Raw genomic sequence first — 17,614 nt, 5'->3', positions numbered from 1 at the left:
AGCAGGGGAGGGTGGTCAGCGGGGCAGGACCTTGGTGCGGAAGCCCGAGGCCGCGAGCCAGACGACGGCGAGGAACAGGACGGCGCGGACCATCTGGGCGATCCCGGCGCCGCCGGCCATGCCCTGGAGCATGATCGACATGGTCTGGTTGAGCAGCGCCATGGAGATGCCGCCGATGATCGCGGCGTAGATCCGGCTGCGGGGCCCGCCGGAGATCACCATGCCGCCGAAGACCATCGCGACCAGGATGTTCATCCCGATGTCGGAGGCGCTGGTCACCGTGAGGGTGGGCGTGCGGAGCGCGGTCAGGAACGCGCCGAGGCCCACGCCGAGGCCGGCGATCGCGAACGCCGCGATGGCGGTCAGCTTCATCGAGACGCCGGTGAGCCTCGCGGTGACCGGGTTGCCGCCCATGAGCTTCTCCACGCGGCCCAGGCGTGTGTAGTTGAACAGGAACACGCAGAGCGCGAGGAACGCGACGGCGACGATGATCTTCACCGTGAGCGTGTCGTACTCGCGGGCGAACGACCGGTCGATCCGGATCTGGGCGCCTCCCGTGGTCTGGACGAGCGCGGCGGCGACGGCACCCAGCACCGACAGCATGGCGACGGTCGTCACGAAGACCGGCAGGTTGAACACGGCGGCGAGCGTCGCGCTGATGAGGGAGGCGGTGACGGCCGCGAGGACGCTGGCCCCAAGCATCAGCCAGAGGTTCCCGGTCGCGTTGTGCACCAGGCCCGCGACCATGGCGGCGACCAGCGTCGAGGCACCGAGGCTGATGTCGAAGGAGCCCATCGCGAAGATGAAGATGGCGCCGGTCGCGATGATGATGACGATCACGGACTGGTTGACCAGGGTCTCGACCGCGTAGCCCATGTTGGTGCCCGCCGACGTGCCCGCCAGCACGAACGCGACCGCGAGGACCGCGAGACCGATCAGCGGCGCGAGGTCGGCGAAGAGCTTGCCGCGTCGAGCCTTGGCGGCCGCGGCGGCGTCCTCCTTGGCGATGGCGGCCTTGGTGGGCGTGGCGGGCGTGCCCGCCACCGCATCGTCCTGGGCCACGGTGGTGCCGTTCAGATCATGCATTCGATGATCTCCATCTCGTTGAGGTCGGCGCTGCGCTCGAACTCGCGCACCACGCGACCGTCCTTCATGATCAGCAGGCGGTCGCTCATGCCCATGAGCTCGGTCATCTCCTCGGAGATGAGGACGATCGCCTTGCCCTCGTCCTTCAGCTGGGTCATCAGGCGGTACATCGCCTGCTTGACGCCGACGTCGACGCCGCGGGTCGGGCAGTCGAGGATCAGGACCTCGGTGCCGCACGCGATCCACTTGCCGAACACGACCTTCTGCTTGTTGCCGCCGGAGAGCGTGGAGACGATGGTGCCGGCGCCGGGCGCCTTGATCTCCAGCTGGTCCATGGGGGTCTTCACGTAGGCGTTCTCGGCGCCGGAGGTGATGAGCCCCGCGCGTCCCTTGCCGATCAGCCGGAGCCCGGCGCTGGCGATGTTGTCGCGGATCGAGGCGCTCAGGCTGAGTGACTCGGTGTCGCGGTCCTTCGAGACGTAGCCGAGCGCGTTGCGGACGGCGCGGCGCTCGTTCGAGATCCTCACGCCGCGTGACTCGACCGCGCCCGAGTCGAGCACCACTGCGCCGAAGAGCGCCTTGCCCAGCTCGTGCATGCCGCAGTGGCTCAGCCCGCCGACGCCGACGATCTCGCCGCTGCGGACGTCGATGGTGACGTCGCGGAGCTTGTCGCCGAGGTTCAGCCCGGTCGCCGACAGCATCACCTCGTCGTTCGCCGTGGCCTTGTTGTCCTCGCGGTAGTAGTGACCCTCCATCGAGCGGCCGATCATCGCGGCGCGGATCGCGCCCTCGTCGAACTCGTCCTTGTCGAAGGTGCAGATGATGTCGCCGTCGCGCAGCACGGTGAGGCGGTCGCAGACGGACATGATCTCGTCGAGGTCGTGCGAGATGAAGATGACGGCGCCGCGGGTCTTGTGGTCGTCCATCGCCTTGTAGAGCAGGTCACGACCGTCCTGGCCGAGCGCGGTGGTGGTCTCGTCGATCACGACCACCGCGGGGTCGTACATCATCACGCGCGCGAGCTCGACGAGCTTGCGGGTCTGGAAGTCGCAGGCGCCCGCGGGGGTGGCGGGGTTGACGTCGGTGACGCCGATCGCCTCGAGCGCCGCGGTAGCGCGCGCGTTCATCTCGCGGCGGTTGACGAGGCCCAGGGTGGAGAACTGGCCCGTCTCGCCCAGGAACAGGTTCTCGGCGATGGTGATGCCCGGCACGGTGCCGCTCTCCTGCACGACCATGCCGATGCCGTTCGCGAGCGACTCGTTGACCGTCGCGGGGGACCACGGCCCGCCGCGGAAGATCATGGTCCCGGTGTCGGCCGGCTGGCTGCCCGCGACGATCGAGGTGAGCGTCGACTTGCCCGAGCCGTTCTCGCCGATCAGGCCGTGGAGCTCACCGTCGCGGAGCTCGAAGTCGACGTTCTTCAGCGCGCGGACCACGCCGAAGCTCTTCGACATGCCGGTCACCGTGAGTACGACGTCGTTCGTCACTCTGCGCTGCCTCTCTGTTTCGCCGTTGAACTTTCGAGGCAAAGTTACGTAGAGGTTTCGACGCGCTTCAACGAGCATCCGTACGGCATTTCCGGGGATGCGTTGCGGGGGCTACCGGAGCAGGGAGGCGCCGCGCGCGTCCGCCTGCATATCGATGTGCGCCGCAAGTGGAGCGCTCAGATGAAGAGAATGAGCCAGGCGGGTCGCGGGCGCGTTTCCTTCGGATTCTTCGGGTCCAACGTCCCGGAGGCGCGTGCGCGCCGCGCGCGGGAGCTACTCGGAGCCGAAGTCCTGCAGCTCGCCCTCGCAGCGCTCCTCGACCTGGTCCACCAGACGGCCGACGGCGGACGTGACCTCGTCCTCGGTGAGCGCCGTCGCCTCCGCGATGCCCGCCTCGATGTCCTCGACCACCGACCGGACCACGCCGACGTCGTCGGCCAGGTCCTCGGGACCGGAGCGGTCGAGCGCATCGACCAGGTTGCGCGCGGCCTCGGCGTTCGCGCTGTCGACAGCGGCCGCCAGCCGCACCACGTCGGAGCACCAGCGGATGTCGTCGATCTGGCCGCGGAACTCCTGGATCTGGCTGCACCCGGTGAGCGCGAGCGCGAGCGCGACGGGCAGGGACAGCAGCGCGGACCGGGCGTTCATGCCTCACCTCCGAAGCGGGCGGCTCCTGTCATCGTAGGCGAGTCGCGCCGCGCTGTCCCGGGATGGCCGGGCGCTCCCGGCCGCGCGATCAGGGAGTGAACAGGTAGTTGCGGCGCTCGTCCGTGACGCGCGCCGCCGGGCGCCACCCCCGCCGCGTCCACCCGTGCATCGTGTAGCCCTGGTCGAGGAGGAAGCCCGTCACCTGCGCCACGGAGATCCCGTACTTGTCGAGGTGACGCTCCTCGATCTCGAGCTGGACGATCGGCCGGTGCCGGGCGATGGTGCGCGCTCCTCCGGTCAGCACGTGGAGCTCCCCGCCCTCGACATCGGCCTTGATCATGTCGAGCCGGGTGAGCCCATGGAGGGCGGCCAGGTCGTCCAGGGTCGACACCTCGACGGGATAGCGGCGCTCGCCGGCGAAGTCCGCGGCATTGGGTCCCGCGCCGGTGGCGTGCCTGGTCACGAAGGCCCGGCCGGAGACCGCGCGGCCGCGGCGCACCGGCACGCTCAGCTCCGAGCGGCCCGGAGCCGAGCCGATGGCGCACGCGTGGCGCACCACGCGGTCGTCGGCGCGGTAGAGCCGCACCACGGCGTCGAGCACGCGACGCGAGGACGGCTGAGGCTCGATCGCGTGCACGGTGCCGCCCGTGCCGACGGCGGTGATCATCGCGGCGGTGTACAGGCCGTACCCGGCGCCGACGTCGACGCAGACGCCGCCGGGCGGCACGAGCTCGGCGATCGCGCTCACCTCGTCCTCGAGGAACCAGGCGCTGCGCGCGAGCACGCCGAGCAGGGTGCGGGGCGCCGGACGGTCCCCGCGCGCCGTGCTCCTCGCCGTCACGCTCATGCTCCCCGCATCCCCCTCCGGTGGCAGGCAACTGACCCAAGGATTCCCGACCGGCGTGCACGGTGCAAGCGCTCGGACGGGTGCCGCGGCCGGCCTGCGACGCCGAAGGCCCGCCCCGCGCATGCGGGACGGGCCTTCGGGTGAACGCTACGCGGGCTGCTCAGCAGTCGTAGTAGAGCTCGAACTCGTGCGGGTGCGGACGGAAGCGCAGCGGGTCGATCTCCTGCGTGCGCTTGAGGTCGATCCACATCTCGATGAGGTCCTCGGTGAACACGCCGCCCTCGGTGAGGAACGCGTGGTCGGCCTCGAGCGAGTCGAGCACCTTCGGGAGCGAGTCCGGCACCTGCGGGATGAGGGCGTGCTCCTCCGGGGGAAGCTCGTAGAGGTCCTTGTCGACCGGGGCCGGCGGCTCGATGCGGTTCTTGATGCCGTCGATGCCGGCCATCAGGAGCGCCGCGAACGCGAGGTAGGGGTTCGACGACGGGTCGGGCGCGCGGAACTCGATGCGCTTGGCCTTCGGGTTCGAGCCGGTGATCGGGATGCGGACCGCGGCGGAGCGGTTGCGAGCCGAGTACACCAGGTTGACCGGGGCCTCGTAGCCCGGCACGAGGCGGTGGTACGAGTTCACGGTCGGGTTGGTGAAGGCGAGCAGCGAGGGCGCGTGCTTCAGGATGCCGCCGATGTACCAGCGGGCGATGTCCGACAGGCCACCGTAGCCGGCCTCGTCGTAGAACAGCGGCTCGCCGTTCTTCCAGATCGACTGGTGCACGTGCATGCCCGAGCCGTTGTCGCCGAACAGCGGCTTCGGCATGAAGGTGACGGTCTTGCCGTGCTTCCAGGCCACGTTCTTGATGACGTACTTGAACTTCTGGATGTCGTCACCGGCGTGGAGCAGGGTGTTGAACCGGTAGTTGATCTCCTGCTGACCGGCGGTGCCCACCTCGTGGTGCGCGCGCTCGAGGTGCAGGCCGACCTCCTCGAGGACCTTGCACATCTCGTCGCGGAGGTCCGCGAACTGGTCGCCGGGGGAGACGGGGAAGTAGCCGCCCTTGTAGCGCGTCTTGTAGCCGCGGTTCGGGGTGCCGTCCTCCTCGTACTCGGTGCCGGTGTTCCACCAGGCCTCGGACGAGTCGATGTGGTAGTAGCCCTCGTGCTGGTTCGTGTCGAACCGCACCGAGTCGAAGATGAAGAACTCGGCCTCGGGCGCGAAGAACGCGGTGTCGCCGATGCCGGTGGAGTTCAGGTACTCGACGGCCTTCGCCGCGATGTTGCGGGGGTCGCGCGAGTAGGGCTCGTTCGTGAACGGGTCCACGATCGAGAAGTTGATGACCAGGGTCTTGGCCTTGCGGAACGGGTCGATGAACGCGGTGGCGACATCCGGCAGCAGCTTCATGTCGGACTCGTTGATCGCCTGGAAGCCGCGGATCGACGAACCGTCGAACATCGCGCCCTCGGTGAACACGTCCTCGGTGAACTGCGACGCGGGGATGTTGAAGTGCTGCATCTGACCGGGGAGGTCGCAGAAGCGGATGTCGACGAACTCGACACCCTCGTTCTTCACATACTCGATCGCCTCATTGGCGTCTTTGAACATCCGGTACTCCTAGATGAGGTGGAAGGCCTTCTCTGGCATGACCACCCTAGGGCCGTACTGTTGCCTCCGGATACAGGCGATGTTTCAGAACTGTTACATGTGGCCCCGAAACCGGCCATCGCCCGCACGGATCGGCCCCGCGGCGACCGCGGCTAGGCTGACGCCGTGACTCCCGACGAGACGGCCGCGACCCCCGTCGCGCCCACCATGAGACGGCTGCTCGGCATCGGCATCGACTGGATCCTCAGCCTGCTCGTATCGAGCGCGTTCTTCGCCGACCCGGCCCTCGATCCCGGCGTCGCCACGCTGCCCGAGCGGGTGCTGCTCGCCGGAGCGCCGTTCGCGACTCTCGGCGTCTGGGCGGCGCAGCATCTGCTGCTGGTCGCGACCCTGGGCACCACCATCGGGCATCGCGTCATGGGGCTCCGGGTGATTCGGGAGGACGGTGCGTCGTTCGTGGGCCCCGTCAAGGCGCTCATCCGCACGGCGCTCCTCGCGCTCGTCATCCCCGCCGTCGTGTGGGGACCGGACGGGCGAGGGCTGCACGACCGCCTGGCCGGCACCCGCATCGTCCGTACGGGAGCCGCCGCATGACGGTGCTCGACGTCGCCGGCGTCCTGCTCGACATGGACGGCACGCTCGTGGACTCCACCGGCATGGTGGACCAGGTGTGGGGCGACTTCGCGCGCGAGGTGGGCCTCGACCCGGCGGTGGTGCTCGCGCACGTCCACGGCGTCCCGGCCCGGGCCACGCTGCGGCGGTTCCTGGGGGACGACGCGGACATCGAGCCCTGGTTCGCGCGCATCAGCGCCTGGGAGAACGAGCGCTTCGACGCCGAGGTCGAGGTGCCGGGCGCCGTCGCGGCGGTGCGGGCGATCCCTCCGGCGCGGTGGGCCGTCGTGACCTCCGCCGTCCGGACGGCAGCCCTGCGACGCATGGAACGGCTCGGCTTCCCCGAGGTGACCCGCATGGTCGCGGCCGAGGACGTCGAGCGCGGCAAGCCCGACCCGGAGCCCTACCGCAGGGGCGCCGGGCTGCTCGGCACCACCGCGGGGGAGTGCGTCGTGTTCGAGGACGCCGATGCGGGGGTGCGGTCCGCGCTCGAGGCCGGGGCGACGGTGGTGGTCGTCGGAGGGCTGTCGACGCCCGCCACGGAGGGTCTGCCGCGCGTCGCCGACATGCGCGAGGTCTCCTTCGGGGCGGGGCCGCTCGGGGTGCGCGTCACGCTCGGCGCGCCACGCTGAGCGCCCCGCAGAAGTCGCCCACGACGAGGAAACCGCCCGTGAGCTCCCCCTCGGGGGCTCACGGGCGGGTCGTCGTCGGGCTCAGCGGCCGCGCATGCCCTTGCGGTCCGGGCGCGCGCGGACCGGGTCGATGCCCTTCGGCAGCGGGGGCTTGCTGCCACCGATCGCCTTGAGGCGCGCCTTCACGGTCGCCTGCGCGTTCTTGTTGAGCGCCTTCGGGGTCTTGCGGATGGTGCGCTGCAGCTTCGCGAGCGACACCTCGCCCTCGCCCGAGCCCACGTAGTAGGAGGTGACGGGGACGCCGGGGACCAGCTTCTCGATGCGCTTGGTCGTGGTCTGCACCGTCTTGCGCGCGGCGTTGCCGCCCTCGGCCAGCAGCACGATCCCGCCCTTGCCGACGCCCTGGAACACGATCGCCTGGCTGCGGGGATCCATGTTGACCGGCTCGTCCTGGAACTCCCAGCCGGAGCGGATGGCCTGAGCGACCGCGAGGGCCGCGCCGGGCTGGCCCGCCATGCGGGCGTAGGCGTTGCTCTCGAAGCGGCGCGTGAGGAAGTACATCGCGCCCAGCAGCGCGGTGAGAACGCCGAAGATCGAGGTGTAGATGATCGCGGCGGTGCCGCCGATGATCAGACCGATCACCACGAAGACGGCGATGCCGCCCACGATGATGCCGATGATGCCGGGCAGCAGCCACTTGTCGTGCGGCGCCGTGACCTTGTAGGCCTGGGCGACCAGCGAGTACCAGCGCTGCTTCTTCTGAGGCGAGGTGTCCTTAGCCATGATGCGGGACAGTCTAGTGCGTGACGTGCGGGAGCCGGACCCTCCGGGTCAGCCGGCGAGCGTCGGATTCGCCCGCAGCAGCGCGGAGGCCTCCTGGCGGGACTCCGTCTCCTCGCCGAGGTGCGCGAGCGGCGCCGGGATCTCCCGACCCTTGCGCCGCATCGCCTGGCCCCACAGCCGGCCGGCACGGTACGACGAGCGCACCAGCGGGCCGGACATGACGCCCAGGAAGCCGATCTCGGTCGCGATGTCGGACAGGTCGACGAACTCCTGCGGCTTGACCCAGCGGTCCACGGGGTGGTGGCGGGGGCTCGGGCGCAGGTACTGGGTGATGGTGATGAGGTCGCACCCGGCGGCGTGGAGGTCACGCAGCGCCTCGACGGCCTCGTCGAACGTCTCGCCCATGCCGAGGATGAGGTTCGACTTGGTGACCAGGCCGTCCTCCTGCGCCGCCGTCAGCACGGACAGGGAGCGCTCGTAGCGGAAGCCCGGGCGGATGCGCTTGAACACCCGCGGCACGGTCTCGAGGTTGTGCGCGAGCACCTCGGGGCGCGAGGAGAAGACCTCGGCCAGCTGGTCGGGCTCGGCGTTGAAGTCGGGGATCAGCAGCTCGACGCCCACGCCGGGGTTGAGCGCGTGGATCTGCCGCACCGTCTCGGCGTAGAGCCAGGCGCCGCCATCGGCCAGGTCGTCGCGCGCGACGCCGGTGACGGTGGAGTACTTGAGGCCCATCTGCTGGACGGACTCGGCGACGCGGCGCGGCTCGTCCGCGTCGAAGTCCGCGGGCTTGCCGGTGTCGATCTGGCAGAAGTCGCAGCGCCGCGTGCACTGGTCCCCGCCGATGAGGAAGGTCGCCTCGCGATCCTCCCAGCACTCGAAGATGTTGGGGCAGCCCGCCTCCTCGCACACGGTGTGCAGGCCGCCGGACTTCACCAGACCCTTGAGGTCCTTGTACTCGGGGCCCATGGTCGCCTTGGTGCGGATCCACTCGGGCTTGCGCTCGATCGGAACGGCGGCGTTCCGGGCCTCGACGCGCAGCATCTTGCGGCCCTCGGGTGCGATGGTCACACGGTCTCCTTCGTGGGGAGCGGGGAGTCGGCGGGGGTGCTCGCCTGCGCCCACCTTACGTCGGCGAGGGCGGCTTCGAGGAATCCGAGCAGCGGCTCGCGCGCCTCGTCCAGCGTCACCTCGCGGCCCAGCTCGGCGCTCAGCGAGGTCACGTCGGCGTCGGAGATGCCGCACGGGACGATGCGGTCGTACCAGGCCAGGTCGGTGGTGCAGTTGAGCGCGAAGCCGTGCATGGTGACGCCCTTGGCGACGCGCACGCCGATCGCGCAGATCTTCCGCTCGCGGCGGCCGTCCGCCGCCGGGAGCCACACGCCCGAGCGGTCCTCGACGCGCATCGTCTCGATCCCGAAGTGTGCGCAGGTGTCCATGACCGCCTGCTCGAGCGTCCGCACGTAGCGCACCACGTCCACGGGCTCCGCGAGGCGCACGATCGGATAGCCGACCAGCTGGCCGGGGCCGTGGAACGTGATGCGACCGCCGCGGTCCACGTCGACGACCGGGGTGCCGTCGACGGGCCTGTCCCACGCGGCGGTCCGCTTGCCCGCGGTGTAGACGGGCTCGTGCTCCACGAGCAGCACGGTGTCCGGCTCCTCGCCGGCCACCACCTGGGCATGGATCCGGCGCTGAAGATCCCACGCCTCCTGGTACGGGATCAGGCGTGTGCCGAGGTCGAGGGGGACGATCCGCATCACAGAAGGGTAACTTCTCTGCGCGCGCGGGAATATCGCTCCGCGCGCGCGGTTGAGCCGTTCACTATGAACGTGCTGAAGCGTCCCTGGCTCCGTCCCATCGCCGTCGTCCTGACCATCGTCGCCTGGCTCGCCATCGGCGGAGCCGGCGGACAGACCTTCGGAGTGCTGTCGGAGGTGCAGGAGAACGACTCCGCCGCGTTCCTGCCCTCGAGCGCCGAGTCGACGGAGGCGGCGGCCGCGCACGCGGAGTTCGCGCCGACGGAGTCCGTCCCCGCGCTCCTGGTGGTCGAGGGCGGTCCCGAGGACCTCGCGACCGTCCAGGCCTTCCTCGACTCCGCCCTGGCGGTCCCGCTCGAGGGCGACCCCGACGGTCGCACCGTCGGCGACGTCACCCTGACCGGCCCGCAGGGCCAGGGTCCGACCGCGGTGCCGTCGGAGGACGGCGAGGCCATCCTCGCCTCGCTCGCGGTCGACGCCGAGGTGTTCGACGAGGCGGCGGGCGAGGAGACCATCGGACAGCGGTACGTGGACACCTTGCGCGCGGCCTGGGAGGAGGCCGACACAGGCCTCACCGGCTACGTCACCGGTCCGGCGGGGCTGGTGGCCGACCTGGTGGAGGCCTTCGGCGGGATCGACGGCATCCTGCTCCTGGTCGCGCTCGGCGTGGTCCTCATCATCCTGCTCATCGTCTACCGGAGCCCCGTGCTGCCGTTCCTGGTGCTCGCGACGTCGATGCTCGCGCTCACGGGCGCCATCATCGCGGTCTACGCGATGGCGTCGGCCGACGTGATCACGCTCAACGGCCAGAGCCAGGGCATCATGTTCATCCTGGTGGTGGGCGCCACCACCGACTACGCGCTGCTGCTGGTGGCGCGCTACCGCGAAGAACTGCTGCGCGTGCGCTCGCCGTACGCCGCCCTGGGCCGCGCCTGGAGGCGCTCGCTCGAGCCCATCGCGGCCTCGGCCGGCACGGTGGTCCTTGGCCTGCTCGTGCTGCTGCTGAGCGACCTCAAGTCGAACGCCGCGCTCGGTCCGGCGGGCGCGATCGGCATCGCCGCATCGTTCCTCGCCGCGCTCACGCTGCTGCCTGCGCTGCTGCTGATCGGAGGCAAGCATGCGAGGGGCGTGTTCTGGCCGGCGATGCCGCGCTACCGCGGCGATGACAACCACGAGGCGGAGGAGACCATCGAGGCCGTCGAGGCGCGCGCCGGGGTCTGGGGCCGCGTGTCGCGGTTCGTCGACGCCCGCCCGCGCGTCGTGTGGGCGTCCGCCGCGCTGGGTCTGGTGGTGCTCGCCGCGTTCGTGCCGACCTTCAAGTCCGGCGGGCTGGGCGAGCGCGACATCTTCACCGCGGAGACCGAGTCTGTCTCGGGCTTCGAGTTCCTCGAGCAGCACTTCGACGCCGGCGCGACGTCGCCGATCCGGGTGATCACCCCGGAGGACTCGGCGGAGGACGTGCTGTCCGCCGTCGCCGCCGTCGACGGCGTCAGCGCGGCCTACCTGCTCACCCCGGCCGTGGCGGCGGGCGCCCCCGCGGGCGCCGTCCCTGAGGACCCGATCGTCATCGACGGCCGTGTCGAGGTGAACGCGGTCACCCAGGTGTCCGCGTCGTCGGCGGAGGCCCTCGAGATCGTCGCCGACGTCCGCGAGGCGGCGCATGCCGTCGACGCGGACGCGCTGGTCGGTGGCCAGGCCGCCGAGTCGCTCGACACCCGGCTCACCAGCGAGCGGGACCTGGTCATCATCCTGCCCACGATCCTCGTGGTGATCCTGATCGTGCTCATGCTGCTGCTGCGCTCGATCCTGGCGCCCGTGCTGATCATCCTCGCGAACGTGCTGAGCTTCGCCGCGACCATGGGCCTGTCCGCGATCGTGTTCAACCACGTGCTCGGGTTCCCCGGCACGGATCCGTCGGTGCCGCTGCTGGGCTTCGTGTTCCTGGTCGCGCTCGGCGTCGACTACTCGATCTTCCTCATGTCGAGGGCCCGCGAGGAGTCGTTGGAGCACGGCGCGCGTCAGGGCGTCCGCCGGGCCCTCGCGGTGACGGGAGGCGTCATCACCTCCGCGGGCATCGTGCTGGCCGCGACCTTCGCCGCGCTCGGGGTGATCCCGCTGATCTTCCTTGCGCAGATCGCGTTCATCGTGGCCGCGGGCGTGCTCATCGACACGTTCGTGGTGCGCTCGCTCCTGGTGCCCGGGCTCATCGGCGACATCGGCCGGCGCGCGTGGTGGCCGGCCCGCCGCATCGGGGACTGACGCCGGGCGGGCGTTCGCCCCTGTGGAGAACGCCCGCCCCTCGTGGGGCCGGTGGCACCGTGAGGGGGTGACCAGCCCTCGACCGCTCTCCCTGCGTCGCGTCGTGCGCGACGTGGGGGAGGGCGACGCCGTCGAGCGCGCCGCCCGCGCACGGATGGCGGCGTTGGCGGCGGTGGACCACCCCGGCCTGGTGCCGCCCCTCGACGTGCGGCGCGACGGGTCCACCGTGCAGGTCTGCACCCCGCGGGTGTCCGCGCCCGACCTGGGCACCGCGCGCGGAACCGGCCCGCACGCGGGCATCACGTCGCTCGAGCAGTGGGTGTGGCTGATGTCGGGCCTCGCCGACGCCCTCGCCGCGCTGCACCGCCACGGCCTGGCTCACGGCGACGTCTCTCCGGGCAACGTGCTCGTGGCCGAGCGTCCGCTGCTGATCGACCTCATCGGACCCGCGCTCGGTCGCGAGCACGGGACGCCCGGCTTCGCCGCGCCCGAGGCGGCGGGCGGACCCAGCCCTGCCGGAGACGTCTACGCGCTCGGGAGGCTGGGCCGCCACATGGCGGCTCCCACGATCGCCGTCCAGGCGGATGCCTGGACGGCACCCCTGCTGGCCGAGGATCCGGCCGCGCGCCCACCCGCCGAGTCGATCGCTGCCGGTTTGACGAGCTGCGCCGAGACCGCCCGGTGGCGGCCCGAGGCAGTCGACGTCGCGCCGTCGCTCCGGTCCGCCGCCTCGACTGCGGCGACCGCGCGTGATCCCCGCGCGTGGGCATGGCGGCTGCGGCGACGCGTCCCGCTCGTCGCGGGGACGGTGGTCCTCGCGCTCACGGCTGGCTTCCTGTGGAGCGCCCTCCCGCCGTCGGTGCCGGAGGGCGCGGCGGGCGCCACGACGGTCCTGGTGGAGGCCGCGGCGCAGCCGCCGGTCGGGGTGGAGCCCACCGACGCCGCCCGCGAGCTGACGCGGGCACGTTTCGCCGCGCTCGAGTCGGGCGATGGCGATGCGCTGGCCGGGCTGGCGGTCCCGGGGTCGGCCGCGTGGGCGCAGCTCGAGCATCAGGCCGCGCTGCTGGCCGACGGTGCCGCGGTGGAGGGGCTCGGCGACCCGGAGATCGAGGCCTCGACGGTGATGGTCGACGGTGAGGCGGCGACGGTCGAGGTGACCACGCGTATCGGTGCGCACACGTGGGTCACCGCGGAGGGTGAGAGGCGCGAGATCGAGGCGGCGGTCGAGACCGCGGTGCTCGAGCTCGTGTGGTCGGGGGAGCGGTGGCGCGTGAGCGACGTCAGCGCCGCGCCATGACCCAGCGCGCGGCGTCCTCGATCGTGGGGTGGTGCCACTCGAAGCCGAGCCTGGTCAGCACGCCGGGCTGGGCGTGCTGAGAGGACAGCAGATCCTCGACGGCGGGTCCGATGGCGGCCTCGAGCACGAACGCGGGGACGCTGAATCCGGGGCGCCTGCCCGCCGCCTCGCTGAGGGCGCGGATCAACGCCGCGTCACGGGCCGCCGCCGGCGCGATCGCGTTGACCGCGCCCGCATGCTCGCTGTCGATGAGGAAGCGCAGGGCGCGGATGTGGTCCTCGAGCGTGATCCACGAGTGCCACGCGTCGCCGGGCCCCAGCGACCTCAGCAGACCGCGGGTCACCAGCGGAAGCAGCCGCTCCGCGAACCCCCCGTGCGGGGCGAGCACCAGCCCTGTCCGCACGGTCACCGTGCGGATCCCCGCGTCGCGGACCGGCTGGGCCGCGGCCTCCCAGTCCTGGACGATGCTCGCAAGCAGCGTCGACCCGGGCCCGGAGCGCTCGCTCAGGACCTCGTCGCCCCGGTCGCCGTAGTAGCCCATCGCGGAGCCCTGGATCAGCACGCCCTCGAAGCCGCGGGTGAGCGCGGACGCGAGCGTCGCGGTCGACTCCACGCGCGAGGAGCGCACCACCGCCGCGTACGCGTCGGTGAGGCGCTTGTCGCCGATCGAGGCGCCCGCGAGGTTGACCACCGCGTCGGCGGAGAGCAGCAGGTCGGCGTCGAGGGTTCCGGCGCGGGGATCCCACTGCGACTCGTGATCGTCGCGCGCCGGACGCCGCACGAGGGCGACCACGTCGTGGCCGCCCTCGTGAAGCGAGTGCGTGAGCGCCGTTCCGATGAGCCCCGAGGAGCCCGCGATGACGACGCGCATCTTCTGGTGTCTCGTATCTACAGGCCGAGCTCGGACTCGAACTCTCCGGCCTCGATGATCCGCTTCACGGTCTGCAGGAAGCGGGCCGCGTCCGCACCGTCGACGATCCGGTGGTCGTAGCTGAGCGGGAGATAGCACATCGGGCGGACCGAGATGACGTCCTCGCCGTCCGGGCCCTTGACCACGACGGGCTTCTTCACGATCGCGCAGGTCGCGAGGATGCCCACCTGGGGGGCGGGGACGATCGGGGTGTCGAACAGCGTGCCGCCCGAGCCGGTGTTGGTCACCGAGAACGTGCCGCCCGAGATCTCGTCCGAGCTGAGGCCGCCGCTGCGGGCCTTGCCGGCCAGGTCGACGATCCCCTTGGCGTGATCCGCGATGGTCTTCGAGTCGGCATCCTTCAGCGTGGGGAGCATCAGGCCCTTCTCGGTGTCGACCGCGAGGGACAGGTTCACCGTGGGGTGGTACGCGATGCTGCCGTCGACGACGGAGGCGTTGAGGAAGGCGTGCTCGGTGAGCGCGATGGCGACGGCACGGGTGAAGAACGGCAGGAACGTGAGATTCACCCCGTGCTTCTCGGAGAACGCGGCCTTGTTCTTGGCACGCAGCGCGAAGATCTTGGTGCAGTCGACCTCGACCACGGAGGTGAGCTGCGCCATGCCGTGCAGCGACTCCATCATCTTGTCGGCCGTGATCTTGCGGATGCGGGTCATCTTGACCGTCTGGCCGCGCAGCTCGGACACCGTCACCTCGTTGGCGGACGATGCGGGGGCCGGCGCGGTCTCCGCGGCGGGTGCCGCCGCGGGTGCGGCCGGGGCAGCCGCCTCGGCCGCGGCGAGCACGTCCTCCTTGCGGATGCGGCCGCCGACGCCGGTGCCGGCGAGCGAGCCGAGGTCGACCCCCTTCTCTGCCGCGAGCTTGCGGACGATCGGCGTGACGTAGCCGGAGCCGGTCGACGCCGCGGCCGGTGCGGGCGCGGCGGGAGCCGCCGGGGCTGCAGGAGCGGGGGCAGGGGGCGCAGGGGGCGCCGCCGGCGCTGCCGCGGGAGCCGGCGGAGCGGCCGGGGCGGGAGCAGGAGCGGGAGCCGGAGCCGGAGCCGGAGCCGGAGCCGGAGCCGGAGCCGGAGCCGCAGCGGGCTCGGGCGCGGCCGCGGGCGCAGGGGCGGAGCCGGGCTCGCCGATGCGTGCCAGCACGGCTCCGACCTCGGCCTCCTCGTCCTCGTCCACCAGGATCTCCGTCAGCACGCCGCCGAAGGGCGCCGGGATCTCGGTGTCGACCTTGTCGGTCGAGACCTCGAGCAACGGCTCGTCGGCCTCCACGGTGTCACCGACGGACTTCAGCCAGCGGGTGACGGTGCCCTCGGTGACGGACTCGCCGAGGGCGGGCAGCGTGACCTCACGCCCGCCACCGGCCGGCGCGGGCGCTGCCTCGGCTGCGGGCTCGGGTGCGGGCGCGGCCTCAGCAGCGGCGGCAGGAGCCGGGGCGGGAGCCTCCGCCGCGGGTGCGGGCGCCGGAGCCGCGGGCTCGGCCGGGGCGGCCTCCGCGGGCGCCTCGCCCTCGGCGCCGATGCGCGCGAGCACCGAGCCCACCTCGGCGTCCTCGTCCTCCTGGACCAGGATCTCGAGCAGCACGCCCGCGACGGGCGACGGGATCTCGGTGTCGACCTTGTCGGTCGAGACCTCGAGCAGCGGCTCGTCGACGGCGACGGTGTCGCCGACGGACTTCAGCCAGCGGGTGACGGTGCCCTCGGTGACGGACTCGCCGAGCGCGGGAAGGGTGACGTCGTTTGCCATGGGTGTGGAACTCCCTCGTTCGGATTCAGTCGTGCGCGTGGAGCGGCTTGCCGGCGAGGGCGAGGTGCGCCTCGCCCAGGGCCTCGTTCTGGGTGGGGTGGGCGTGGATCAGGGGTGCCACGTCCTCGGGGTGGGCGTCCCAGCTGACGATCAGCTGAGCCTCGCCGATCTGCTCGCCGACGCGTGCGCCGAGCATGTGGATGCCGACCACCGGTCCGTCGACCACGCGGACCAGCTTGATGAAGCCCGTGGTGCCCAGGATCTGGCTCTTGCCGTTGCCTCCCAGGTTGTACTCCAGCGACTTCACCTTGTCGGCGCCGTACTTCTCGACGGCCTGCTTCTCCGTCAGGCCCACCGAGCCGAGCTCCGGCTCGCAGTAGGTGACGCGGGGGATGTTCGACTCGACGATCGCCTGGGGCGCGAGGCCTGCGATCTCCTCGGCGACGAAGATGCCCTGCTGGAAGCCGCGATGCGCGAGCTGGAGGCCGGGGACGATGTCGCCGACCGCGTAGATGTTGCCGACGCCGGTGTGGAGGCGCTCGTTGGTGAGCACGAAGCCTCGGTCCATCGGGACCCCCTGCGCCTCGTAGCCCAGGTCCGCGGTGCGCGGGCCGCGGCCGACCGCGACGAGCAGGATGTCGGCCTCGAGCACCGTGCCGTCCTCGAGCGTGACCTTGACGCCCTGGTCCGACTGCTCGACGCCCTGGAACCGGACCCCGACCTTGAAGTCGATGCCACGCTTGCGGAACGCGCGCTCGAGCCCCTTGGACAGCGACTCGTCCTCGTTGGGGGCGAGGTGGGGGAGCGCCTCGACGATCGTCACCTTCGAGCCGAACGACGTCCACACGGAGGCGAACTCGACGCCGATGACGCCGCCGCCGAGGACGATCGCGGTCTGGGGCACCCACTCCATCTGGAGCGCCTGGTCCGACGTGATGACGCGGCCGCCGATCTCGAGGCCGGGCAGCGAGCGGGCGTAGGAGCCGGAGGCGAGGACGATGTTCGCGCCCGTGTACCGCTCGCCGTTCACCTCGACCGTGTCGGTGCCGACCAGCGTGCCGTGGCCCTCGATGACGGTGACCTTGCGCGACTTCACCAGTCCGGTGAGGCCGCGGTAGAGGCGGTCGATCACGCCCTGCTTGTAGGCGTTGACCTGCGGCATGTCGATGCCCTCGAGCGAGGAGTTGACGCCGTACTTGTGGCCCTCGCGCGCGTTGTCGGCGAGCTCCGCGGCGTGCAGCAGCGCCTTGGTCGGGATGCATCCGTTGTGGAGGCACGTACCCCCCACCTTCGACTCCTCGACCAGGCCGACCGTGAGGCCGAGCTGGGAGGCCCGCAGCGCCGCGGCGTAACCGCCGGAACCGCCACCGAGGATCAGGACATCAAACGAGCGTGGGGTGGACTCGGACACTATGAAATCTCCTTGTAGGGATGACTGTACGGCCCATCTTGCCACCAACGGGGAACGTGGGAGGACCAAGGGCCCGGCCGTGGCGCGCCGTCCGGGAACCAGGCGGGTGAGGCTACGCTGGAGCGCATGGGTCTGTTCTCACGCAGGTCACGCTCGAAGTCCGCTCCGGCCGCGCCCGCGGCGAAGGACGCGAAGGCGGAGACCATCCAGCACTTCCGCGAGTTCGTCGCCGGCCATGGCGAGTGCGAGGCGTACATCGAGCCTCCGACGCGCGTCACGCAGACGACCATGGTGATCGTGGCGGGGTCGGGCGAGTGGACCCGGCGACGGGTGCCCGACGAGGCGACGGCGCGCAAGCTCGCGAAGCAGTTCGCGATCCCCGCGTTCGACGTCAACCTGTCCGGCTACCCGTCGCGCATGCGCGAGTGGAACGAGAAGCACCGCAAGTCGCTGGGCTGAGCCCGCGCATCGTCCCGGCGCCTCCTGACGACGACGGCCCGGCACCCCCGCGGGGGTGCCGGGCCGTCTCGCGTCAGC

The 17,614-nt window shown here is 71.4% G+C and carries 16 protein-coding genes; 5 read left to right on the top strand and 11 right to left on the bottom strand.

All coding sequences use genetic code 11. The features are described 5' to 3' along the window. Nucleotides 1-15 precede the first annotated feature (15 nt). From QQX10_RS01595 to glnA, 5 genes are all read right to left on the bottom strand, one after another. The gene (locus QQX10_RS01595; protein ID WP_301144436.1) at nucleotides 16-1,086 is read right to left on the bottom strand and encodes an ABC transporter permease; all 1,071 of its coding nucleotides are present in this window, start codon (nucleotides 1,084-1,086) and stop codon (nucleotides 16-18) included. Beyond that, complete coding sequence (locus QQX10_RS01590) at nucleotides 1,074-2,573, bottom strand: sugar ABC transporter ATP-binding protein (protein WP_301144435.1); 1,500 nt, start codon at nucleotides 2,571-2,573, stop codon at nucleotides 1,074-1,076. The genes QQX10_RS01595 and QQX10_RS01590 overlap by 13 nt, the downstream gene beginning before the upstream one ends. 273 nt (nucleotides 2,574-2,846) lie before the next feature. Next, complete coding sequence (locus QQX10_RS01585; RefSeq protein WP_301144434.1) at nucleotides 2,847-3,221, bottom strand: hypothetical protein; 375 nt, start codon at nucleotides 3,219-3,221, stop codon at nucleotides 2,847-2,849. Nucleotides 3,222-3,309: 88 nt separating this feature from the next. Continuing rightward, entirely contained in the window at nucleotides 3,310-4,062 is a 753-nt protein-coding gene (locus QQX10_RS01580) for an FkbM family methyltransferase (protein ID WP_301144433.1), read from the bottom strand. Between the two features lie 166 nt (nucleotides 4,063-4,228). Beyond that, the gene (gene glnA / locus QQX10_RS01575; protein WP_301144432.1) at nucleotides 4,229-5,662 is read right to left on the bottom strand and encodes a type I glutamate--ammonia ligase; all 1,434 of its coding nucleotides are present in this window, start codon (nucleotides 5,660-5,662) and stop codon (nucleotides 4,229-4,231) included. Nucleotides 5,663-5,827: 165 nt separating this feature from the next. Here glnA and QQX10_RS01570 point away from each other — a divergent pair, with 165 nt between their 5' ends. Both QQX10_RS01570 and QQX10_RS01565 read left to right on the top strand, forming a co-directional pair. Next, complete coding sequence (locus tag QQX10_RS01570) at nucleotides 5,828-6,256, top strand: RDD family protein (protein WP_301144431.1); 429 nt, start codon at nucleotides 5,828-5,830, stop codon at nucleotides 6,254-6,256. Next, nucleotides 6,253-6,906 (top strand): HAD-IA family hydrolase, encoded by a 654-nt coding sequence (locus QQX10_RS01565; protein ID WP_301144430.1) that lies wholly within the window; start codon nucleotides 6,253-6,255, stop codon nucleotides 6,904-6,906. The genes QQX10_RS01570 and QQX10_RS01565 overlap by 4 nt, the downstream gene beginning before the upstream one ends. 81 nt (nucleotides 6,907-6,987) lie before the next feature. On the opposite strand, the gene QQX10_RS01560 is transcribed toward QQX10_RS01565, so the two are convergent. The 3 genes from QQX10_RS01560 to lipB are packed head-to-tail and all read right to left on the bottom strand — an operon-like array spanning nucleotide 6,988 to nucleotide 9,446. Next, the gene (locus QQX10_RS01560; protein ID WP_301144429.1) at nucleotides 6,988-7,689 is read right to left on the bottom strand and encodes a DUF4191 domain-containing protein; all 702 of its coding nucleotides are present in this window, start codon (nucleotides 7,687-7,689) and stop codon (nucleotides 6,988-6,990) included. A 48-nt stretch (nucleotides 7,690-7,737) separates the two neighbouring features. Beyond that, nucleotides 7,738-8,757 carry a lipoyl synthase gene (gene lipA / locus QQX10_RS01555; RefSeq protein WP_301144428.1) on the bottom strand — a complete coding sequence of 340 codons (1,020 nt, stop codon included), beginning with the start codon at nucleotides 8,755-8,757 and terminating at the stop codon, nucleotides 7,738-7,740. Then, on the bottom strand, nucleotides 8,754-9,446 hold the full coding sequence (gene lipB, locus QQX10_RS01550) for a lipoyl(octanoyl) transferase LipB (RefSeq protein WP_301144427.1): 693 nt from the start codon (nucleotides 9,444-9,446) through the stop codon (nucleotides 8,754-8,756). Before lipB ends, lipA begins: the two co-directional genes overlap by 4 nt. Nucleotides 9,447-9,518: 72 nt before the next feature. Here lipB and QQX10_RS01545 point away from each other — a divergent pair, with 72 nt between their 5' ends. Both QQX10_RS01545 and QQX10_RS01540 read left to right on the top strand, forming a co-directional pair. Next, on the top strand, nucleotides 9,519-11,705 hold the full coding sequence (locus QQX10_RS01545; protein ID WP_439710159.1) for an MMPL family transporter: 2,187 nt from the start codon (nucleotides 9,519-9,521) through the stop codon (nucleotides 11,703-11,705). Nucleotides 11,706-11,772: 67 nt separating this feature from the next. Then, complete coding sequence (locus QQX10_RS01540) at nucleotides 11,773-13,002, top strand: serine/threonine-protein kinase (protein ID WP_301144424.1); 1,230 nt, start codon at nucleotides 11,773-11,775, stop codon at nucleotides 13,000-13,002. On the opposite strand, the gene QQX10_RS01535 is transcribed toward QQX10_RS01540, so the two are convergent. Genes QQX10_RS01535 through lpdA form a run of 3 tightly spaced genes read right to left on the bottom strand, consistent with a single transcriptional unit; the run spans nucleotide 12,986 to nucleotide 17,077 of the window. After that, nucleotides 12,986-13,873 (bottom strand): TIGR01777 family oxidoreductase, encoded by an 888-nt coding sequence (locus tag QQX10_RS01535; protein ID WP_301144423.1) that lies wholly within the window; start codon nucleotides 13,871-13,873, stop codon nucleotides 12,986-12,988. The genes QQX10_RS01540 and QQX10_RS01535 overlap by 17 nt on opposite strands. Before the next feature lie 17 nt (nucleotides 13,874-13,890). Then, nucleotides 13,891-15,666, bottom strand: coding sequence for a 2-oxoglutarate dehydrogenase, E2 component, dihydrolipoamide succinyltransferase (gene sucB, locus QQX10_RS01530; protein WP_301144422.1), 1,776 nt, complete (start codon nucleotides 15,664-15,666; stop codon nucleotides 13,891-13,893). 25 nt (nucleotides 15,667-15,691) lie between these two features. Next, nucleotides 15,692-17,077: a dihydrolipoyl dehydrogenase gene (gene lpdA / locus QQX10_RS01525; RefSeq protein WP_436968540.1), complete on the bottom strand. Its 1,386-nt coding sequence runs from the start codon at nucleotides 17,075-17,077 to the stop codon at nucleotides 15,692-15,694. A 126-nt stretch (nucleotides 17,078-17,203) separates the two neighbouring features. On the opposite strand from lpdA, the gene QQX10_RS01520 reads away from it, so the two are divergent. Beyond that, a complete protein-coding gene (locus QQX10_RS01520; RefSeq protein ID WP_301144421.1) occupies nucleotides 17,204-17,536 on the top strand; it encodes an oxidoreductase in 333 nt (110 codons plus the stop codon). The last annotated feature ends 78 nt before the right edge of the window (nucleotides 17,537-17,614 follow it).

The sequence above is a fragment of the Demequina lignilytica genome (genome assembly GCF_030418305.1).
Lineage (GTDB): Bacteria > Actinomycetota > Actinomycetes > Actinomycetales > Demequinaceae > Demequina > Demequina lignilytica.
Note: the sequence above shows the minus strand (reverse complement) of the source record. Positions and strands in the feature narration are given on the sequence as shown.